Here is a 16,693-nt window from a genome sequence, read left to right on the forward strand (position 1 = left end):
GGGCCAGTCCGCCCTACCATTTTTATCCGCTTGATATTTGGAAGCTGTAATGCATATTGTATGCAATGTCATTAAATTCCGCAGAGTGGGTCCGTTTTGAACTCGAGGGAACGATTGGGGCGATCCGATTTAATCGTCCCAAGGCGAATGCCTACGATATCGATTTCATGCGGGCCTTTAACGCTGCGCTCGACGAGGCGAACGCGTGCGAGGGGGCTCGCGTTGTTGTTCTGAAGAGCGACTTGGAAAAGTTCTTTTGTGCGGGTTCGGACATTCGGACGTTTTCGGAGAATGACGTTGAGACCAATAAAGCGATGGTTGATCTCGCTCGGGCTGCCTTGGCTAAGATCGAGACGAGTTCAAAATTCTACATCGCGGTTCTAAGCGGACACGCGCTCGGCGGTGGACTAGAAATCGCTATGGCCTGCGATCTGCGTATCGCGAGCGAAGGGAAGTACCTGCTTGGCTTGCCGGAAGTGAAGCTTGGCTTGTTGCCAGGTAATGGTGGAACCCAGCGTTTGCTTCGGCTTGTTGGGGTGAGCAAAGCGATGGAGCTGATGGCACTGGGGGATAACATATCACCTCAAGAAGCGCACCGAATCGGCCTGGTGAATCGCCTGTATCCAGCAGATGGATTCGATGCTGCAGTTGCCGAGGATGCTCAGAATATTGCCGATGGTCCTCCGCTCACTCTAGCCGCTTTAAAGAAGTCCTTGCAGCAAGGCTGTGAAATGGGGCTAGCGGACGGTCTTCAACTGGAGGCCAACCTTGTCGACGATCTCTATAATACTCACGACGCACAGGAAGGCTTCAAGGCCTTCTGTGAAAAACGCCCACCGGTTTACATCGGGAAATGAACTCAAATTTTCAAAATGTAGGAGCGTGCTTGTCACGTGACTTGATCGATTTTCCCCCTGACCGAATCGCGTGACAAGCACGCCCCCACGTATCCATTTTTTGCTAATACTCTCAAAATAGAAACCTATACCCATACAAGAATCAGCTATGTCTACTACCTCAACTGAAGTTACTTACTATCAATGCTACATCGACGGCGAGTGGGTCGATAGCGCGAGCGGCGACCGTATAGACGTTGTCAATCCAGCTAACGATGAGATTTGGGCGCAGGTTCCATCCTGTACTGTTGCCCAGGCGGAAGCAGCTCTAGAAAGCTGCGAGAAAGCTCAACCAGCATGGCAAGCTTTGCCAGCGATGGAACGCGGCAACTACTTGATGGCAATCTGTGAAAAGCTCAGAGAGCGCAAGGAGCACTTCGCCAAACTGCTTGTTATGGAGCAGGGCAAGACTTTGGTTGAGGCCCGTGGTGAAGTTGATGGGACGATCACTTACATGGAGTATGCGGCGCAGGCAGCTCGTCGTCTCCAAGGACAGATTTTTCCTGCGGACGCACCCAGCGAGCAGCTATGGATCAATAAGGTTCCGTATGGTGTGACTGTTGGACTCTGCGCGTTCAATTACCCGCTGGCACTGATCGGTCGTAAGCTCGGCCCAGCGCTCGTGACGGGTAACACAATGGTGCTCAAGCCTCACGAAATCACTCCGGTTACTGCCTCTGAGTTTTGTAAGATCATCGAAGAGGTTAATTTGCCAAAGGGTGTAGTGAATATGGTGATCGGTACCGGCGCTGAGATTGGATCTGCGCTAGTCGAAGATTTCCGCACCAAGCTCGTGACCATGACCGGGAGTATTCGAGCCGGTCAGGCGATTGCTGCTTCTGCGGCGAAGAACATTTCCAAGCTCGTTCTAGAGCTCGGCGGTAAAGCTCCGTTCATCGTTCTCGAGGATGCGGACATAGACGAAGCGGTAGAGGCGGCAGCGATCGCTCGTTACGCGAACTGCGGTCAGGTTTGTATCTGTAACGAAATGGTACTCGTTCACGAAAAGATTGCCGAGGAGTTCACCGCGAAGCTCATCGAACGCTGTAAGCAGGTGAAGTGTGGTGACCCAATGAAGAGCGAAGGTATGGGCCCGAGCACCAGCAAGCCGGCTGTAGATCGCATTGATGGTATCGTGAAGCAGACGATTGCGGAAGGCGCGACCTTGGAGTTCGGCGGTAAGCGTCCAGAAGGTCCTGAGTTTGAGAAAGGCAATTGGTACGAGCCGACCGTTTTGACCGGTGTGACCAAGGATATGTCCGTCTTCAAGGAAGAGATCTTTGGACCTGTTCTCCCAATCGTAACGATTTCTGGATACGATGAAGCACTCGAGCTTTGCAACGACCGCGAAGAAGGGCTCTCCGCTTACCTTTGGACTAAGGATTACAGTACAATCCTAGATGCAGTTGAGCGTATGCAGGTCGGTACAGTGTTTGTGAATAAGGGCATCTGTGGTTACATCCAAGGTTACCATAACGGTCACAAGCGAAGTGGTATCGGCGGTGAAGACGGTACTTACGGGATCGAAGAGTACCTGCAAAAGCGAGTAGTCTATATCAAGTACTAGGCAGTTGGATTTTTTGCCCACGAAGGGCACTAAGGGGCACGAAGGATACTTTGGGTATCTGGAATCGTGTCGCTTAGTGGTTTTTGTGGGCCATTTTGTGTATGCATCCTAGGTAGCGGCCAGCGTCCTGTTTCTTTTGTGTTTCTGTAGGGCGGCGCGTCGAGCCGCCGGAGTCGTTGTGGCGGCTCAGCACGCCGCCCTACAGATGGCTCTTTCGATTGTTACTATCCTGTTCAGCTTCACACTCGCTTCTGATCCTGATGCAGCTGGATTTTACGAACACATGGGAGCTGTTCGGGTTGGAGAGGTTTGGAACGAGTTTCAGAAAGTGAACCTGCCGGTGATGCGGGTTGATACGTGATCGGAGATGATGAGCCCACGAATTGCTCGAATCTTCTCGAATTGGATTTGTGAAAATTTGTGTGATTCGTGGGCTTTTGATTCTTACCAATTGGTAAACGAGCCGTCTTTGCGGCGGAAGTGGGGGACTTCTAGGAGGGAGAATTCTGCTTTCTCTACTTCGGCTTCGTCGACTTCGACACCGAGTCCTGGCGTTTCGGATACGGGGTAGCGTGCTCCTTCGAGCTCAGGTTGGACTGGGTAAAAACGTTCGTCGCAAAGGCCGGGATTATCGACCGGTGTGTGAATCTCTTCGAGGTAGGCGAAATTCGGGGAGGCTGCGGCGAGGTGAATTGAAGCGGCCGTGCAGATGGGGCCGAGCGGGTTGTGCGGCATGAGATCGATGTAGTGGGTCTCGGCCATGGCGGCGACCTTCATGCTTTCGGTAAGTCCGCCTAGATTGCAGACGTCGATGCGGGCGAATTGGGTGAGGCCTTCTTCGATGAATGGACGGAATTGCCATTTGCTGGCGAACTCTTCGCCGATCGCGAAAGGGACCGTGGTCATACTGCGAAGCGTTTTGTAGGCTTCTGGGTTCTCGTCACGGATCGGCTCTTCGAGGAAATCCAGGGTGCCCTCTGGCATACGTTGCAAGAAAGAAACGGTTTCGGGGATGCTCAGACGGTGGTGATAGTCGAAGCCGACGACGGGGCGGGATCCGATGGCTTCGCGAAGTGTGGTGAAGCAATTGGCGATGTGATCGACAGACTCGCGTGGTTCGAAGGTGAGCGCGTCGTCACCCGTTGCCTGGTCGTCGAAATGAGTGAGTCGAAGGGCGTTCCAACCTGCGTCGAGGGTTGTCTTGCAGCGTTCGATTGCTTGCTCGGCGTCACGGAATTTGATGGAGGCGAAGCAATCAACGAAGTCGCGTTGGCGTCCGCCGAGCAGTTCGTAGACGGGGATGTTGAGCGACTTGGCTTTGATGTCGTGTAGGGCGATGTCGATGGCGGAGATCGCCGCGGTGAGCACGCGTCCGCCTTCGAAGTATTGGCCACGGTAGAGCTCCTGCCAGATGGCTCCGATGCGACGTGGGTCTTGGCCTATGAGGAAATTCTCGAAATGCCTGATGGCGCCGATGACGGCATGTTCGCGAGAGGTGAGGCCTGAGGCGCCCCAGCCGTAAGTGCCCTTGCTGGTCTCCACTTTGACGAGGAGCTGGGCGCTGTTGCCGATGCGGGTGGGGTAGGTCTTTATCTTGGTGATTTGCATGGGGTAGGAGTGGATGTGAGGCGGGACGGTGCGTCGCGAGCGACGACCCTACAGTTTGGCGTTTGCGAGCATTGGTACAAAATTTTGCGGTAAGGTATCAATGTTACGAACCTGCATATTGTGTACAATTCGTTTCTTGAGTTTCTGTCGAGTCTGTGTTCCTTAAACCGTCTCCTTACCCCTAGGAGGCTCCCAATTATGAAGCGAGAAAAAGACTTCAATTTCGGTTGGCGCTTTGCGCTTGAAGACGAAACGAGATTTAGTGGACAGGGCTTTGACGACAGCAAGTGGCGTGAGCTCCGTCTGCCGCACGACTGGAGTGTCGGATTCAGTTTCGACAAGGAAAAAGGCGAGGGCGCGACTGGTTACCTTGTTGGTGGAATCGGTTGGTACCGTAAGCATTTCCCGACTCCGGAAGGAGGCGATGATGTGTCGACCTTCGTGGTGTTCGACGGCGTATACAACAACTCCGAGTTTTGGGTGAATGGCCACAAGCTAGGTTTCCATCCTTACGGTTACTCTCCGATCAAGTACGACCTGACGCCCTACCTGACGAAGGACGGAAGCGACAACGTGATTGCCGTGCGGGTAGACCATTCACGCTATTGCGATAGTCGATGGTATACGGGATCTGGCATCTACCGTAATGTTAAGCTGGTTACCGTGAGCAAGGTGCACGTGCCAATTTGGGGTACCTTCGTGACGACACCAGAAGTCTCGGCCGAAAAGGCTGAGGTGAGTTTGGAGTACAAACTGAGGAATGATTCTGGCCAAGCAGTAGAGGCGAAGGTGACGACTCGTTTCTATTGTCCAGGTCGCTACGAGGTAGCTTCGGTAACGGATATGGTTTCGCTTTCTGCCGGAAGTGAGGCGACTCGGAACCAGAAGACCTCAATTGCCAATCCTCACCGTTGGGATCTCGAGACTCCGGAACTCTACAAGGCGGTGACAACTGTGATCGTGGATGATGAAATTCTGGATACCTACGATACTGTTTTTGGAATTCGCAGCATCCGCTTCGATCCAAACGAAGGCTTTTTCCTCAATGGGAGAAATGAACTGATCAAGGGAGTGTGCTTGCACCATGATGCAGGGCTTGTCGGGGCGGCCGTGCCGAAGGAGGTTTGGCGTCGACGATTCCAGGCTCTGAAGGATGGCGGATGTAACGCTATCCGTATTGCTCACAACCCTGGCTCTACGGAGTTTATCGATCTCTGTGATGAGATGGGCTTGTTGGTGCAGAATGAGTTCTTCGACGAGTGGGACAATCCCAAGGACAAGCGCCTGAACAAGGAGGAGCAGGAGCCGGACTACTTGTCGGAAGGGTATACTCGCTATTTCCAAGAATGGGCAGAGGCGGACCTTAAGGCAGTCATGCTGCGTGATCGCAACCACCCGTCGATTATTCAGTGGTCTATCGGTAACGAGATCGAATGGACCTACCCGCGTGACGTGGCGGCGACTGGATTTTTCAACATGTCATGGGAGGGCAACTACTTTTGGGAGCACCCGCCTCGGAATTTCGAGGAAATCAAAGAGGCGTACGACAATAGCCCGGCCGACAATTATACATTAGCTGACACTGCAAAGAAGTTGGCTGCGTGGACGCGTGAGCTGGATACGAGTCGCCCGGTGATCGCGAACTGTATTCTACCGTCGGTGAGCCATGTTACAGGCTATGGTGAGGCGCTTGATATTGTTGGATACAGCTACCGCCGCGTGATGTACGACCTCTGTCACGAGAACTTCCCGGACAAGGTGATCATGGGAACCGAGAATCTCGGACAGTGGCATGAGTGGAAGGCGATTGAAGAACGTCCGCATATTTGCGGCACCTTCCTCTGGACGGGTATCGACTACATGGGAGAGGTTAACAAGCAGTGGCCCGTGAAGGCGCTCGCTGCAGGTCTGCTCGATGTGGGGGGCTTTAAGAAACCGTCTTTCCACATGATGAAGACGCTTTGGAATAAGGAGGAACCGCATGTGTACCTCGCGACTCAGACGCTTGAGAAGTCGATCAACAAGATCGATGAGGAGTCTGGCGAGATTGTTGCCAAGGATCCGAAGGCTTGGGAGCAGGCTCTCTGGATCTGGCACGACATGAACGAGAGCTGGAATTACGAAGAAGGTGAAATGATCGCGGCCGAGGTTTACTCGAATTGCGAGGAAGTGGAGCTCTTCTTGAATGGCGAGTCTCTTGGCGTGAAGCGTTTAGAGGATTTCGAAGATCGCATCTACAAGTGGGCGGTTCCGTTTGCAGCCGGTAAGCTGGAAGCGGTTGGGCGCGGAGGGGCGGGGGAAAGTTCCTGCTCTCGGATCACTGATGGTGACGCTGCGGCGATTGAACTTTCAGTCGATAAGCCGAAACTTGCCGCGGACTCCTACGATGCTGCCCACATCGTAGCGCAGTTGAAAGACGTGGACGGAAACGACGTGGTTTGCAGTGAAGCGGAGATCAAGTTCGAGGTCAGTGGCGATTGCGAATGGCTCGGTGTCGATAACGGAGCACGTGACAATGTGCAGGACTTCCAGGCTAAGAAGATCGTTACCAATAGGGGACGTTGTTTGGCGATCGTGAGAGCGGGCAGCGAAGCTTCGAATGTGACAGTGACGGCTAAGGCGGAAGGTTTGCCGGATGCGGTGGCTACGATTGAGATCGGGTAGTTGAATTCTTGCCCACGAAGGGCACTGAGGGACACGAAGGACCATTTGGGGTGTTTATCTTCGTGCTTCTTCGTGTCCTTCGTGGGCCGATCCGTATCACAACCTTTGCGTTGCGGTATCAACCCTTCGGGAAATGGGTTTAAGAAATATAAAAGTGAGTTTTGCTAGTGAAATTTACTTGATGAGATTGCACACAATCTACAAGTAGATAGATATGCGCTTCGCTTCTCCGTGGAGCTCTGTTCGTTGGACCCCAATATTTTAGTCAACGTCCGTGTAGGCCCTCTGTCAGCGGATTGCTCCCAACGCGTGAGAAGCTGAGTGAAACAGAAAGAGAAAAAGACTGATGAAGCCTAAAGCACTCGAAATCGACCTAAGCGGTAATCACTGGAAGATGGAGAAGATTCGCCCTGGAGCCGGGGTGATGGAGGGATGGCACAAACTGCCGTCCGAGTATCAGGGAACCTACTTCAACTGGAATCAGGCCTCCGTTCCAGGTGACGTGTACACTGACCTGCAACGCGCAGGGGAGATCGATGACATCCTGATGGGGCGTAACATGGGCAAAGCCAAATGGGCCCATGAGTACGAGTATTGGTATGTATCCAAATTTAACGCCCCAGAAGAGATGCAGGGCAAGAAGATCGAGCTGCTCTTCGAAGGGGTCGACTATTCTTGTGAGGTATGGCTGAACGGCCAGTACCTCGGAAAGCACGAGGGCATGTACTCGGACTTCTCCTTCGATATCACGAGCAAGACACGTTTCGAACAGTGGTTCGAAGGCTGCAACATCGTGATGATCAAGCTCGACCCACCGCCACGCAATTACCGTCGCGTAGCGGGCAAGAAGTTCTGCTTCTCTGGCGACTACATGCCAGGTCTCGTACCGTTTGGTATCTGGCGTCCGGTGAAGGTGCGTGCCTCTGGCATCGCTCGTATCGAGAATTTCCGTATCGAATCTGATCTCCTTGAAGGAGATGCTGCGAATGTGCGTGTGGAAGTCGAAGTATCCAATCTTGGGTACAACCCGTTCGAAGTAACACTCGACTCCGTACTCAAGGGCGAGAACTTTGAGGGTGCTGAGCAAAGCCAATCGAATACCTTCCGTGTCGGACCGGGTAAGAACACTCTGAAATTTGAAATCCCGGTCGAGCAGGCGAAGCTTTGGTGGCCTTGGGATATGGGTGATCAAAATCTCTATCAGTTGGACGTATCCATGAAGTCTGACGGTGCCGAGCTCGATGCCGCGAGCGAGGTATTCGGTATTCGCGAGGTCAAGATGGAGATGAATCCAGGCTTCACTGAAGACGAGGTTGAGAATCCTTGGACCTTCATGATCAACGGCAAACGCCACTTCCTCCGCTCGAACTGCTGGGGTGGCCCGCCGTCATACTTCTACGGACGCAATTCATTCAAGAAGTACGAAGACCGTCTAAACATGGTTAAGGAGGCGAACGTCAACAACCTCCGTATCTTTGGCTGGCACCCTCCAGAAGTTCCTGAATTCTACGAGCTGTGTGACCGTCTCGGCATTACAGTTTGGACAAACTTCGGTTTTGCGACCCAGGCTTTCGAAGCGACCACCGAGTTCCTCTATGGCGTACTTGACGAGTGTAAGGCGACTGTGGTGCAGCGTCGTAACCATCCGTCCAATATTATCTGGATGGGGGGCGAAGAGGTCTTCTTCTCTGATGCTCACGTGGACAGCGACAACAAGCTGATCATGGAAGAGATCGGCAAGGCGGTTGCTGAAGTGACCAACATTCCTTACTCGCTCGCGTCTCCATTAAGTGGGCACTACGGCCAGAAGCTTGGATTCAAGCCGAAGGAATCCACGCACGCCAACGAGCACTATTATGGCGCCGGTCACGTTCTCATGGAGGACTATTATGGTACCATGGATTACTGCGTGATCCCTGAGTTAACCGCTGCGTCCGCTCCGTCGGTTGAGAGCCTCAAGAAGTTTATCCCCGAAAACGAGCTTTGGCCAATGGGGCCAAGTTGGGGCTACCACTGGGCGGATATCACTATCCTCAAGCTTCTCAATGTGGAGGTATTTGGTGACACGCGTGACGGCTCGCTGGAGGAGTTTGTCGACTCTACGCAGTTGGCCCACGGCATCATCGCCCAGTATGCGCTTGAGCACTTCCGGCGTCGCAAGCCGCGCGTGAGCGCGGTGGCTCTTTGTCACTTCATGACTTATCTTCCAGATATCAAGTGGGGCATTATCGACTACTACGGTGAGAAGAAGGTTGCTTTCGATTATGTGAAGCGTGCTTACCAGCCGTTGCTTCCAAGCCTTGAGTACCGCAAGCGTCGCTTCAAAGCAGGTTCTCCGCTCGAAGCCAGCGTTTGGATCGTGAACGATCATCAATTCGCTTATGAGAATCTCACGCTCAACTGGGCGGTTGAGAATCCAGCGGGCGAGGTAATCGATTCCGGTAGCCACGCGGTAAGTGCCGAAGCGGATAGCTCTGCGGAAGTTCTCCCGCTCAACACGACGATCGAGGGTGAGGACTATGAACTCTTCAAGGTACGTCTCGAGCTTGTGAACGCTGAAGGCGATGTACTCTCTTCGAACTTCCATACGCTTATGGTCGGAGACCAGGAAGCTGCGATCGACCGCAGCAAGAAGCTCCACGCGGAGATGAATAACGAGAAGGAAGCCTTTGGTAAAGGCTACTACCGCTATCACGAAGAATTGTGGGATATCGACTAAGGTTTTACTAAACTCGGCTTTCGAGGCGCTTTCCAGGTGAGGGGAGCGCCTTTTTGCTTGGGGATTGGGCGATGAGTTGCAGTTTTAGTCATCGTGAGTGCCTCTTCCTCTGTTTCTGATACCCCTTCTGTAAAACAGTCCAATGCCCGCTATTTCGTGCTGGCGGCGGTCTTCCTTAGTGTTGCGGTCAACTATATGGACCGTAACAACATCGCGTTTGCGGCCAGTTCGCTGCAAGGGGAACTCGGTTTTACAAATGTGCAGATGGGATACATATTTTCCGCATTTGGTTGGACTTATGCGACACTGCAGATTCCTGGCGGAATATTGGCCGACCGATTTAGTATCCGAAGTTTCTATACTGTCTGCATCGCTCTCTGGTCACTTGCCACAGTGGCAATGGGATTTGGATACGGATTGGCGACATTCGTGGGCTTGCGAATCCTAGTAGGAATTTTTCAAGCGCCCTCGTATCCAATGAACAATCGCATCGCGTCGAGCTGGTTCCCTGAGAGCGAACGCGCCGGAGCCATTGCGACCTATACTTCGGCCCAGTTTCTCAGTCTTGCATTCCTTGCTCCCGCGATGATTGCCGCTGAGCAATACATCGGATGGCGTGGCCTGTTTTACGTGACAGGTGGAATCGGTGTCGTGTTTGCGGTGGTCTGGTGGTTCTTTTACAGGAATCCGGAGGAGCATCCGATGGCGAATGAGGCGGAGCTCAAATACATCGAAGATGGTGGAGGCATCGTCGATCGAAGCAATTCTGAGACGAAGAAGAAGGGCGAGCCCTTCCGCCTGAGCAATCTGGGTTGGGTGCTCTCGCAGCGTAAACTCTGGGGAATCTACTTGGGGCAGTTTGGTCTAGGTTCGACGCAAATTTTCTTTCTCACTTGGTTCCCGAAGTACCTGAAGGATGACCGCGGGATAAACCTCTCCGAATCTTGGCTGGTTGCGGCTGTGCCATTTCTCTTTGCCTTCCTCGGAGTGCTGCTTTCTGGGTTCACCTCTGACTTCCTGACACGAAAAGGTGTGTCGCCTGCCGTTGCTCGCAAAACTCCAGTTATCACGGGGCTATTATTGTCAGCGAGTATCATAGGCGCGAACTTCGTGGATGAACCATTCTGGGTGGCGGTCTTTATGAGTATCGCCTTCTTCGGCAGTGGATTGGCATCGATCGCTTGGGTCTTTGTTTCACTCTTGGCTCCGAAGAATCTGCTTGGTTTGGCTGGAGGTACCTTCAATTGCATCGGGGGCCTCTCGGGGATCGTTACTCCCGTAGTTATCGGTTATCTTGCAGCTGACGGAAACTTCGCGCCCGCTCTAATCTATATCGGAGTGATGACTCTGCTCGGAGCCATGAGCTACGTCTTCCTCGTCGGGAAGGTGGAGCGACTGGAGCGCTAGCGGACAGGATTTTTTTAACGATGATCGCTTCGCGAGCGATGATGGCTTTGCCAACATGATGAGTGTGAAACTATTGTGTTTGTTCTCTCATCCTGCTCGCCTGAGGCGATCATCTAGGCCGAAGGCCGTATCATCGTTAAAATAGATCATTCGTTTTCCGGATGTGAGCTGTTCGTAAAACGCGTCCGATTGGAAGATATTCCATCATTTTGGGCTTCGACAAAGGATGTTATTGTGTACAATGTGCAACTTTAACCCCTTTGTACGATATGAGCGAAAAGAAACTAAGCGCCGCGACGCTTCGCGCCCAGAAGAACAATCACATGCAAGGTCCTGAGTGGTACTGCGAAATCCGTGAGAAGCCGATCACGGGCGATTTGGCCGAGGTGAAGGAGGGCATGGTACGCCGTGATCCCTCTGCGGTCATTTTTGCGGATGGTCTCTACCATGTTTGGTACAGCAAGGGCGAAGGCGAGAGCTACGGATTTGGCTCGGGAGATCTGGAAAAGAAGACTTTTCCATGGGACTACTGCGAAGTCTGGCATGCCACGAGCAAGGACGGTTGGCATTGGGAAGAGCAGGGGCTAGCGGTCGGACGTGGTCCTGCAGGTTCGTACGATGACCGAAGCGTATTTACTCCAGAAATCCTCGCTCACGATGGCAAATATTACCTTGTCTACCAGGTTGTGAAGTCGCCGTACGTTCGTCGTTCTTACGAGCACATATCTATGGCGGTCGCTGACTCGCCTTATGGTCCCTGGACCAAGGTGGATGGCCCGATCCTTGAGACTGCCCAAGACGGCGTCTGGAAGGGAGACAAGGACAATCGCTTCCTTGTCGAGAGCCAAGGTAGCTTCGACAGCCACAAGGTCCACGATCCATGCCTCATGTACTTCAACGATAAGTTCTACCTTTACTACAAGGGTGAGCCGATGGGCGAAAAAATGTACATGGGTGGACGTGAAACCAAGTGGGGAGTCGCTATTTCCGAGAAGCCAGAGGGGCCGTATGTTCGCAGTGAATACAATCCGATCACGAATTCGGGTCACGAAGTATGCGTGTGGCACTACAAGGGTGGAATCGCAGCCATGCTGACAACTGATGGCCCCGAACGCAACACGCTCCAGTGGGCTCCCGACGGTGTGAATTTCGAGATCATGTCCTACATCAAAGGCGCTCCCGAAGCGAATGGCCTCTTCCGAACACCAGACCATGACAAGGGACCTCTCGAAGGACTTCGTTGGGGGCTTTGCCACCGAGTCGATGGCCAACGTGGCTGGATGGAACGCTTCGAAGTCGACGAGTGGTTGAAGGAATTCTTCCTCTCTCGCGATACCTACGAGTAAGTCATCGGTATTTTCATTCTCAAGGCTCGGCTATTGGCCGGGCCTTTTCTGTTTAAGTGGTAGTTGGGGTGGTGATTGCATGCAATTTTAGCAATGAAATATCGTGTGAAGAATCTCCTGTGTTTTGCCCTCGTTTTGACTGGTATCGTCAGCTGCGCCTTTGCTGCGAAAAAGCCTAACATCATTCTGATCTTCTCCGATGACGCAGGGTATGCGGACTTCGGGTTTCATGGCAGCAAGATCATGAGAACGCCTCGCCTCGACTCATTCGCGGAGCAGGGGATGTTGTTCAAGGAAGCCTACGTTTCGGCGGCTGTTTGCGGTCCCTCGCGGGCCGGTCTCTATACAGGCAAGTATCAGCAACGTTTTGGATACGAAGAGAACAATGTTCCTGGATACATGAGCCTGAACAGTACGACCGGGGACGACATGGGCCTGCCGCTCGATCAGAAAACGATTGGCGACTACATGCGAGAGATTGGTTACCGCACCATGATCATTGGCAAGTGGCATCTAGGAAATGCGGACCGTTATCATCCGCTAAAAAGAGGCTTTGACGAGTTCTATGGTTTTCGTGGTGGTGCTCGCAGTTTCTGGCCGTATCCGACATCTGATGACGTAGAGCGCAAAGAGGACCGTATCGAAATCGGTTTTGGCAAGTTTGAAGAACCCAATAAGTACCTGACCGAGGTCTTTACGGATGAGGCGATCAATTTTGTGGAACGAAACCAGGATCAGCCGTTCTTCCTCATGCTCTGTTACAATGCCCCCCACACTCCAATGCACTCGGAGAAGAAGGATCTCGCTCAGTTCCCAGAGCTTACGGGAAGGCGTAAGGCGCTTGCGGGGATGACGCTCTCACTGGATCGGGAGTGCGGTCGCCTGCTCGATCAATTAGATGAAATGGGATTGTCCGAGAATACTCTGATTGTCTATACGAACGACAATGGAGGTCCGTCCGATTCGAACCACTCTGTCAACGATCCGCTTAGCGGCACTAAGGCGAATCATCTCGAAGGCGGTATCCGCGTTCCGTTCCTGATGCGTTGGCCAGGAGTTGTAGATGAGAATTCAAAGTTTGAATACCCGGTGAGTACCTTGGATCTTTTGCCGACTTTTTATGCAGCCGGTGGAGGAGATGTTGGGAATCTTGATGGAGTCGATGGCGTAGACCTTCGACCCTTTGTGGTTGGAGAGCGAAAAGGCCGTCCTCACCAAACTCTTTACTGGAAAAAGGAAAACCGTGGAGCTATTCGAGACGGCGATTGGAAGCTGCTTCGTTTCCCTGATCGTCCGGCTGAACTCTATAACATAGCCGAAGACATTTCAGAGGTTAATAATCTCGCGAACAAACATCCGCATCTCGTGCGTGAACTCTACAAGAAGCTCTTCGCTTGGGAACTCACCCTTGATCGTCCCATGTTCCAGCTTCGCCGAGAATACGAAGGCAAGGCAATGGACCGAATGGACAAATTTCGGAAGCCGAAGTTGTGACCTAGTCGCCTCTAGCTGCGATCAGTTCTGGTTATGACACGGAAGGGCTGGCGTTTTTTGGTTGTCAGGGAAGGGGAAATGTTTTGCGAAGTTTGCTCTTATGACGACCGCGTTGATGTTTTCCGGACAAGGCGCCCAGAAAGTGGGCATGGGCAAGGACCTCTACGAGAACAGCGAGATTGCTCGCGCTCTCTATGACAAGGCTGATGAGATTCTCGGCTGGAAGATTACAGATCTATCTTTCGAGGGGCCTCAGGAGGCGTTGACTGAGACCAAGGTCTGCCAGGTTGCTCTTTTCGTGCACGGCTATGCCGTCTACGAGATCATGAAGTCTCAGGGGAAGCTCGACGATGTGAAGGTCGCTATGGGGCTGAGTCTTGGGGAAGTAACCGCGATGACAGCGGCGGGCGTTTTCGATTTCGAGACAGGGCTTAAGGTCGTGGCCGAGCGTGCTCGTCTGATGCAGGAGGCCTGTGAGGCGACGAACGGCTCCATGGCGGCGGTCATTGGGGTCGAGCGCGATGTGGTGGCGGAATTTTGCCAGGAAATGGACGTGGAGATGGCCAATCTCAATTGCCCAGGCCAGATCGTGATCTCTGGTGAAGCAGCCAAGATCGAAGCGGCTGTGGCGGCCGGCAAGGAACGTGGATTCCGCCGTGTGATGCCGTTGGATGTGGCAGGCGCCTACCACAGTCGCCTGATGATGCCGGCACGCGACGGGTTCGCGGCGTTTTTGGCGGGTATCGAGTTCAAGGCTCCACAGGTGACAGTTTTCACAAACACCACGGGTAAAGAGGTTTCCGAGCCGAACGACTTGCGCGAAGCTCTGGTGAAGCAGGTGGTTTCCTCCGTTCTCTGGGAAGATTGCTTGGTGAACGCTCAAGCTGGCGGAGTGGATCTCTTCTGGGAGCTTGGCGTAGGCGGAGTGCTCAAGGGCCAGGTGAAGCGTACGAATCGTGAGTGGGCGAACGCGGCCTTCGAGACTTGGGCGGATTTGGAAGCGTAAAAGCTCCAGTAATGTGGCCGCTAGAGACAGCGGCCGCTACCTTTGTCTTCATTGTGACTTGAAAGCGGTGGAAGGAGTGCGCAACTTCTTCCGCTTTTCATATGGAGACGGTTAACAAGCGTAATTTCAGCATCATTGCCCATGTCGATCATGGGAAGACGACTCTGTCCGACCGTCTGCTTCAATTCACCAATACCGTGGCGGATCGCGTGCTGGAGGATCAGCACCTCGATTCCATGGATTTGGAGAGGGAGCGTGGCATCACTATTAAGAGCCACCCGGTTACTATGTTCTACCCGGCTAAGAACGGGACGACTTATCAGCTCAACCTGATGGACACCCCGGGCCACGTGGACTTCTCCTACGAGGTCTCGCGAAGCTTGGCGGCTTGTGAAGGTGCTCTGCTCTTGATCGATGCGGCGCAGGGCGTTGAAGCCCAGACAGTTGCGAATGCTCACCTTGCGGAAGAGCAGGGGCTGACGATCATCCCGGTGATCAACAAGATCGATTTGCCAAGCGCGAATCTCGACCTGTGCTTGCAGCAGCTTGAAGACTTGCTGGCGATTCCTGCCGAGGAAGCGATCCTCGCCAGTGGTAAGAGCGGAATCGGGATCGAGGAGATTTTGGAGGCGGTAGTGGAGCGAATCCCGTCACCGCGTTGGACGGATAGCGATGCGACGCGTTCGCTCGTGTTTGACTCTGTTTACGATGCCTACCGTGGCGCGATCGTATTCCTGCGGAATTTTTCGGGTTCGATCAAAATGCGCGATCAGATCCTCATGATGAGCGATCACACGCGTGCTGAGGTGAAGGAAGTTGGCGTGTTCACGCCTGCCCCGCAGAAGGTCGATTCGCTCGGACCTGGTGATGTTGGCTACATGGTGTGTAACATCAAGAATCCAGCGGACATCAAGGTAGGGGATACTATCACGCAGAACGCGAACCCGGCTGCGGAGATGCTTCCTGGTTATAAGGAAGTTCGCCCGATGGTTTTCAGTGGTATCTATCCGGTGGAGACGCAGGACTTCGAAAAGCTCAAAGCCAGCATGGCTAAGCTGCAGCTCAATGACGCAGCCTTCAGCTTTCAGGCGGAGAGTTCGGTTGCTCTTGGTTTTGGTTTCCGTTGCGGATTCCTCGGTCTCTTGCACATGGAGATTATCCAGGAACGTATTCGCCGCGAGTATGGGGTGGATATCATTTCGACGTATCCAAGTGTTGTTTACAAGGTGCAAAAGCAGAATGGCGAAGAGATCGAGGTCGATAACCCGATCAACCTTCCTGATCCCTCTGCGATTGAGACGATTTTGGAGCCGACGATCGTGGCCCACATTCACGTGCCGAATGACTGCGTGGGGGATATTCTCGCTCTGGTCATGGAAAAGCGTGGTTCGTGTGAACGTACGGATACTCTCGATGGCACTCGCCTGATTCTCGAGTGTATTTTGCCGCTCAATGAGATCCTGGTCGATTTCAACGATCGCCTGAAGAGCATCACTCGAGGTTACGGTTCGATGGAGTACGAGCTCGGCGACTACCGACCTGCGAAGCTGGTCAAGATGGACATTCTCGTGAACGGCGAGCCGGTCGATGCGTTCTCCTCGATCGTGCACACCGACAAGGCGCACACCAAGGGTGGCGAACTTTGTTCTAAGCTGGCCGACATCATTCCGCCGCACCTCTTCAAGATCGCTGTTCAGGCCGCGATTGGAGGTAAGATTGTCGCCCGTGACAATGTGCGGACGATGCGTAAGGACGTTACGGCAAAGTGTTACGGTGGTGATATTTCACGTAAGCGGAAGCTGCTCGAGAAGCAGAAGGAAGGTAAGCGGAAGATGAAGAACATCGGAAACGTATCCATCCCGCCGGACGCTTTCATCAAGGTTCTGAAGAACGACTAATATCTAGGGTTCGACGCTGGAGCTCGCAGGCGATTGCTCGGATTTTTCGCTCGCGGGATCGATATTCGCTAGCCAGTGTCGGGCTTCC

At 53.2% G+C, this 16,693-nt stretch carries 11 protein-coding genes; 10 read left to right on the top strand and 1 reads right to left on the bottom strand.

The annotated features are described in order from the left end of the window. Nucleotides 1-65 precede the first annotated feature (65 nt). From JIN87_RS16770 to JIN87_RS16780, 3 genes are all read left to right on the top strand, one after another. A complete protein-coding gene (locus tag JIN87_RS16770) occupies nucleotides 66-857 on the top strand; it encodes an enoyl-CoA hydratase/isomerase family protein (RefSeq protein ID WP_200356748.1) in 792 nt (263 codons plus the stop codon). A 148-nt stretch (nucleotides 858-1,005) separates the two neighbouring features. Next, a complete protein-coding gene (gene aldA / locus JIN87_RS16775; RefSeq protein WP_200356749.1) occupies nucleotides 1,006-2,463 on the top strand; it encodes an aldehyde dehydrogenase in 1,458 nt (485 codons plus the stop codon). Nucleotides 2,464-2,599: 136 nt separating this feature from the next. After that, complete coding sequence (locus tag JIN87_RS16780; RefSeq protein WP_200356750.1) at nucleotides 2,600-2,824, top strand: hypothetical protein; 225 nt, start codon at nucleotides 2,600-2,602, stop codon at nucleotides 2,822-2,824. 83 nt (nucleotides 2,825-2,907) lie between these two features. Here JIN87_RS16780 and JIN87_RS16785 read toward each other — a convergent pair whose 3' ends face one another. Further along, nucleotides 2,908-4,071 carry a mandelate racemase/muconate lactonizing enzyme family protein gene (locus tag JIN87_RS16785; protein ID WP_200356751.1) on the bottom strand — a complete coding sequence of 388 codons (1,164 nt, stop codon included), beginning with the start codon at nucleotides 4,069-4,071 and terminating at the stop codon, nucleotides 2,908-2,910. Nucleotides 4,072-4,269: 198 nt separating this feature from the next. Between JIN87_RS16785 and JIN87_RS16790 the strand changes: the two genes are divergently transcribed. From JIN87_RS16790 to lepA, 7 genes are all read left to right on the top strand, one after another. Further along, entirely contained in the window at nucleotides 4,270-6,735 is a 2,466-nt protein-coding gene (locus JIN87_RS16790; RefSeq protein WP_200356752.1) for a glycoside hydrolase family 2 TIM barrel-domain containing protein, read from the top strand. Nucleotides 6,736-7,081: 346 nt separating this feature from the next. Beyond that, nucleotides 7,082-9,454 (top strand): beta-mannosidase, encoded by a 2,373-nt coding sequence (locus JIN87_RS16795; protein WP_200356753.1) that lies wholly within the window; start codon nucleotides 7,082-7,084, stop codon nucleotides 9,452-9,454. A gap of 93 nt (nucleotides 9,455-9,547) precedes the next feature. Continuing rightward, nucleotides 9,548-10,861 carry an MFS transporter gene (locus JIN87_RS16800; protein ID WP_200356754.1) on the top strand — a complete coding sequence of 438 codons (1,314 nt, stop codon included), beginning with the start codon at nucleotides 9,548-9,550 and terminating at the stop codon, nucleotides 10,859-10,861. A gap of 269 nt (nucleotides 10,862-11,130) precedes the next feature. Next, nucleotides 11,131-12,207 carry a glycoside hydrolase family 117 protein gene (locus JIN87_RS16805; protein ID WP_200356755.1) on the top strand — a complete coding sequence of 359 codons (1,077 nt, stop codon included), beginning with the start codon at nucleotides 11,131-11,133 and terminating at the stop codon, nucleotides 12,205-12,207. A 93-nt stretch (nucleotides 12,208-12,300) separates the two neighbouring features. Further along, nucleotides 12,301-13,701, top strand: a complete 1,401-nt coding sequence (locus tag JIN87_RS16810) for a sulfatase-like hydrolase/transferase (RefSeq protein ID WP_200356756.1) — start codon at nucleotides 12,301-12,303, stop codon at nucleotides 13,699-13,701. 100 nt (nucleotides 13,702-13,801) lie between these two features. Further along, a complete protein-coding gene (gene fabD / locus JIN87_RS16815) occupies nucleotides 13,802-14,707 on the top strand; it encodes an ACP S-malonyltransferase (RefSeq protein WP_200356757.1) in 906 nt (301 codons plus the stop codon). Nucleotides 14,708-14,808: 101 nt separating this feature from the next. Then, nucleotides 14,809-16,605, top strand: a complete 1,797-nt coding sequence (gene lepA, locus JIN87_RS16820) for a translation elongation factor 4 (RefSeq protein ID WP_200356758.1) — start codon at nucleotides 14,809-14,811, stop codon at nucleotides 16,603-16,605. Nucleotides 16,606-16,693 lie beyond the last annotated feature (88 nt).

Origin of the sequence: Pelagicoccus mobilis, assembly GCF_016595505.1 — a bacterium.
Lineage (GTDB): Bacteria > Verrucomicrobiota > Verrucomicrobiia > Opitutales > Opitutaceae > Pelagicoccus > Pelagicoccus mobilis.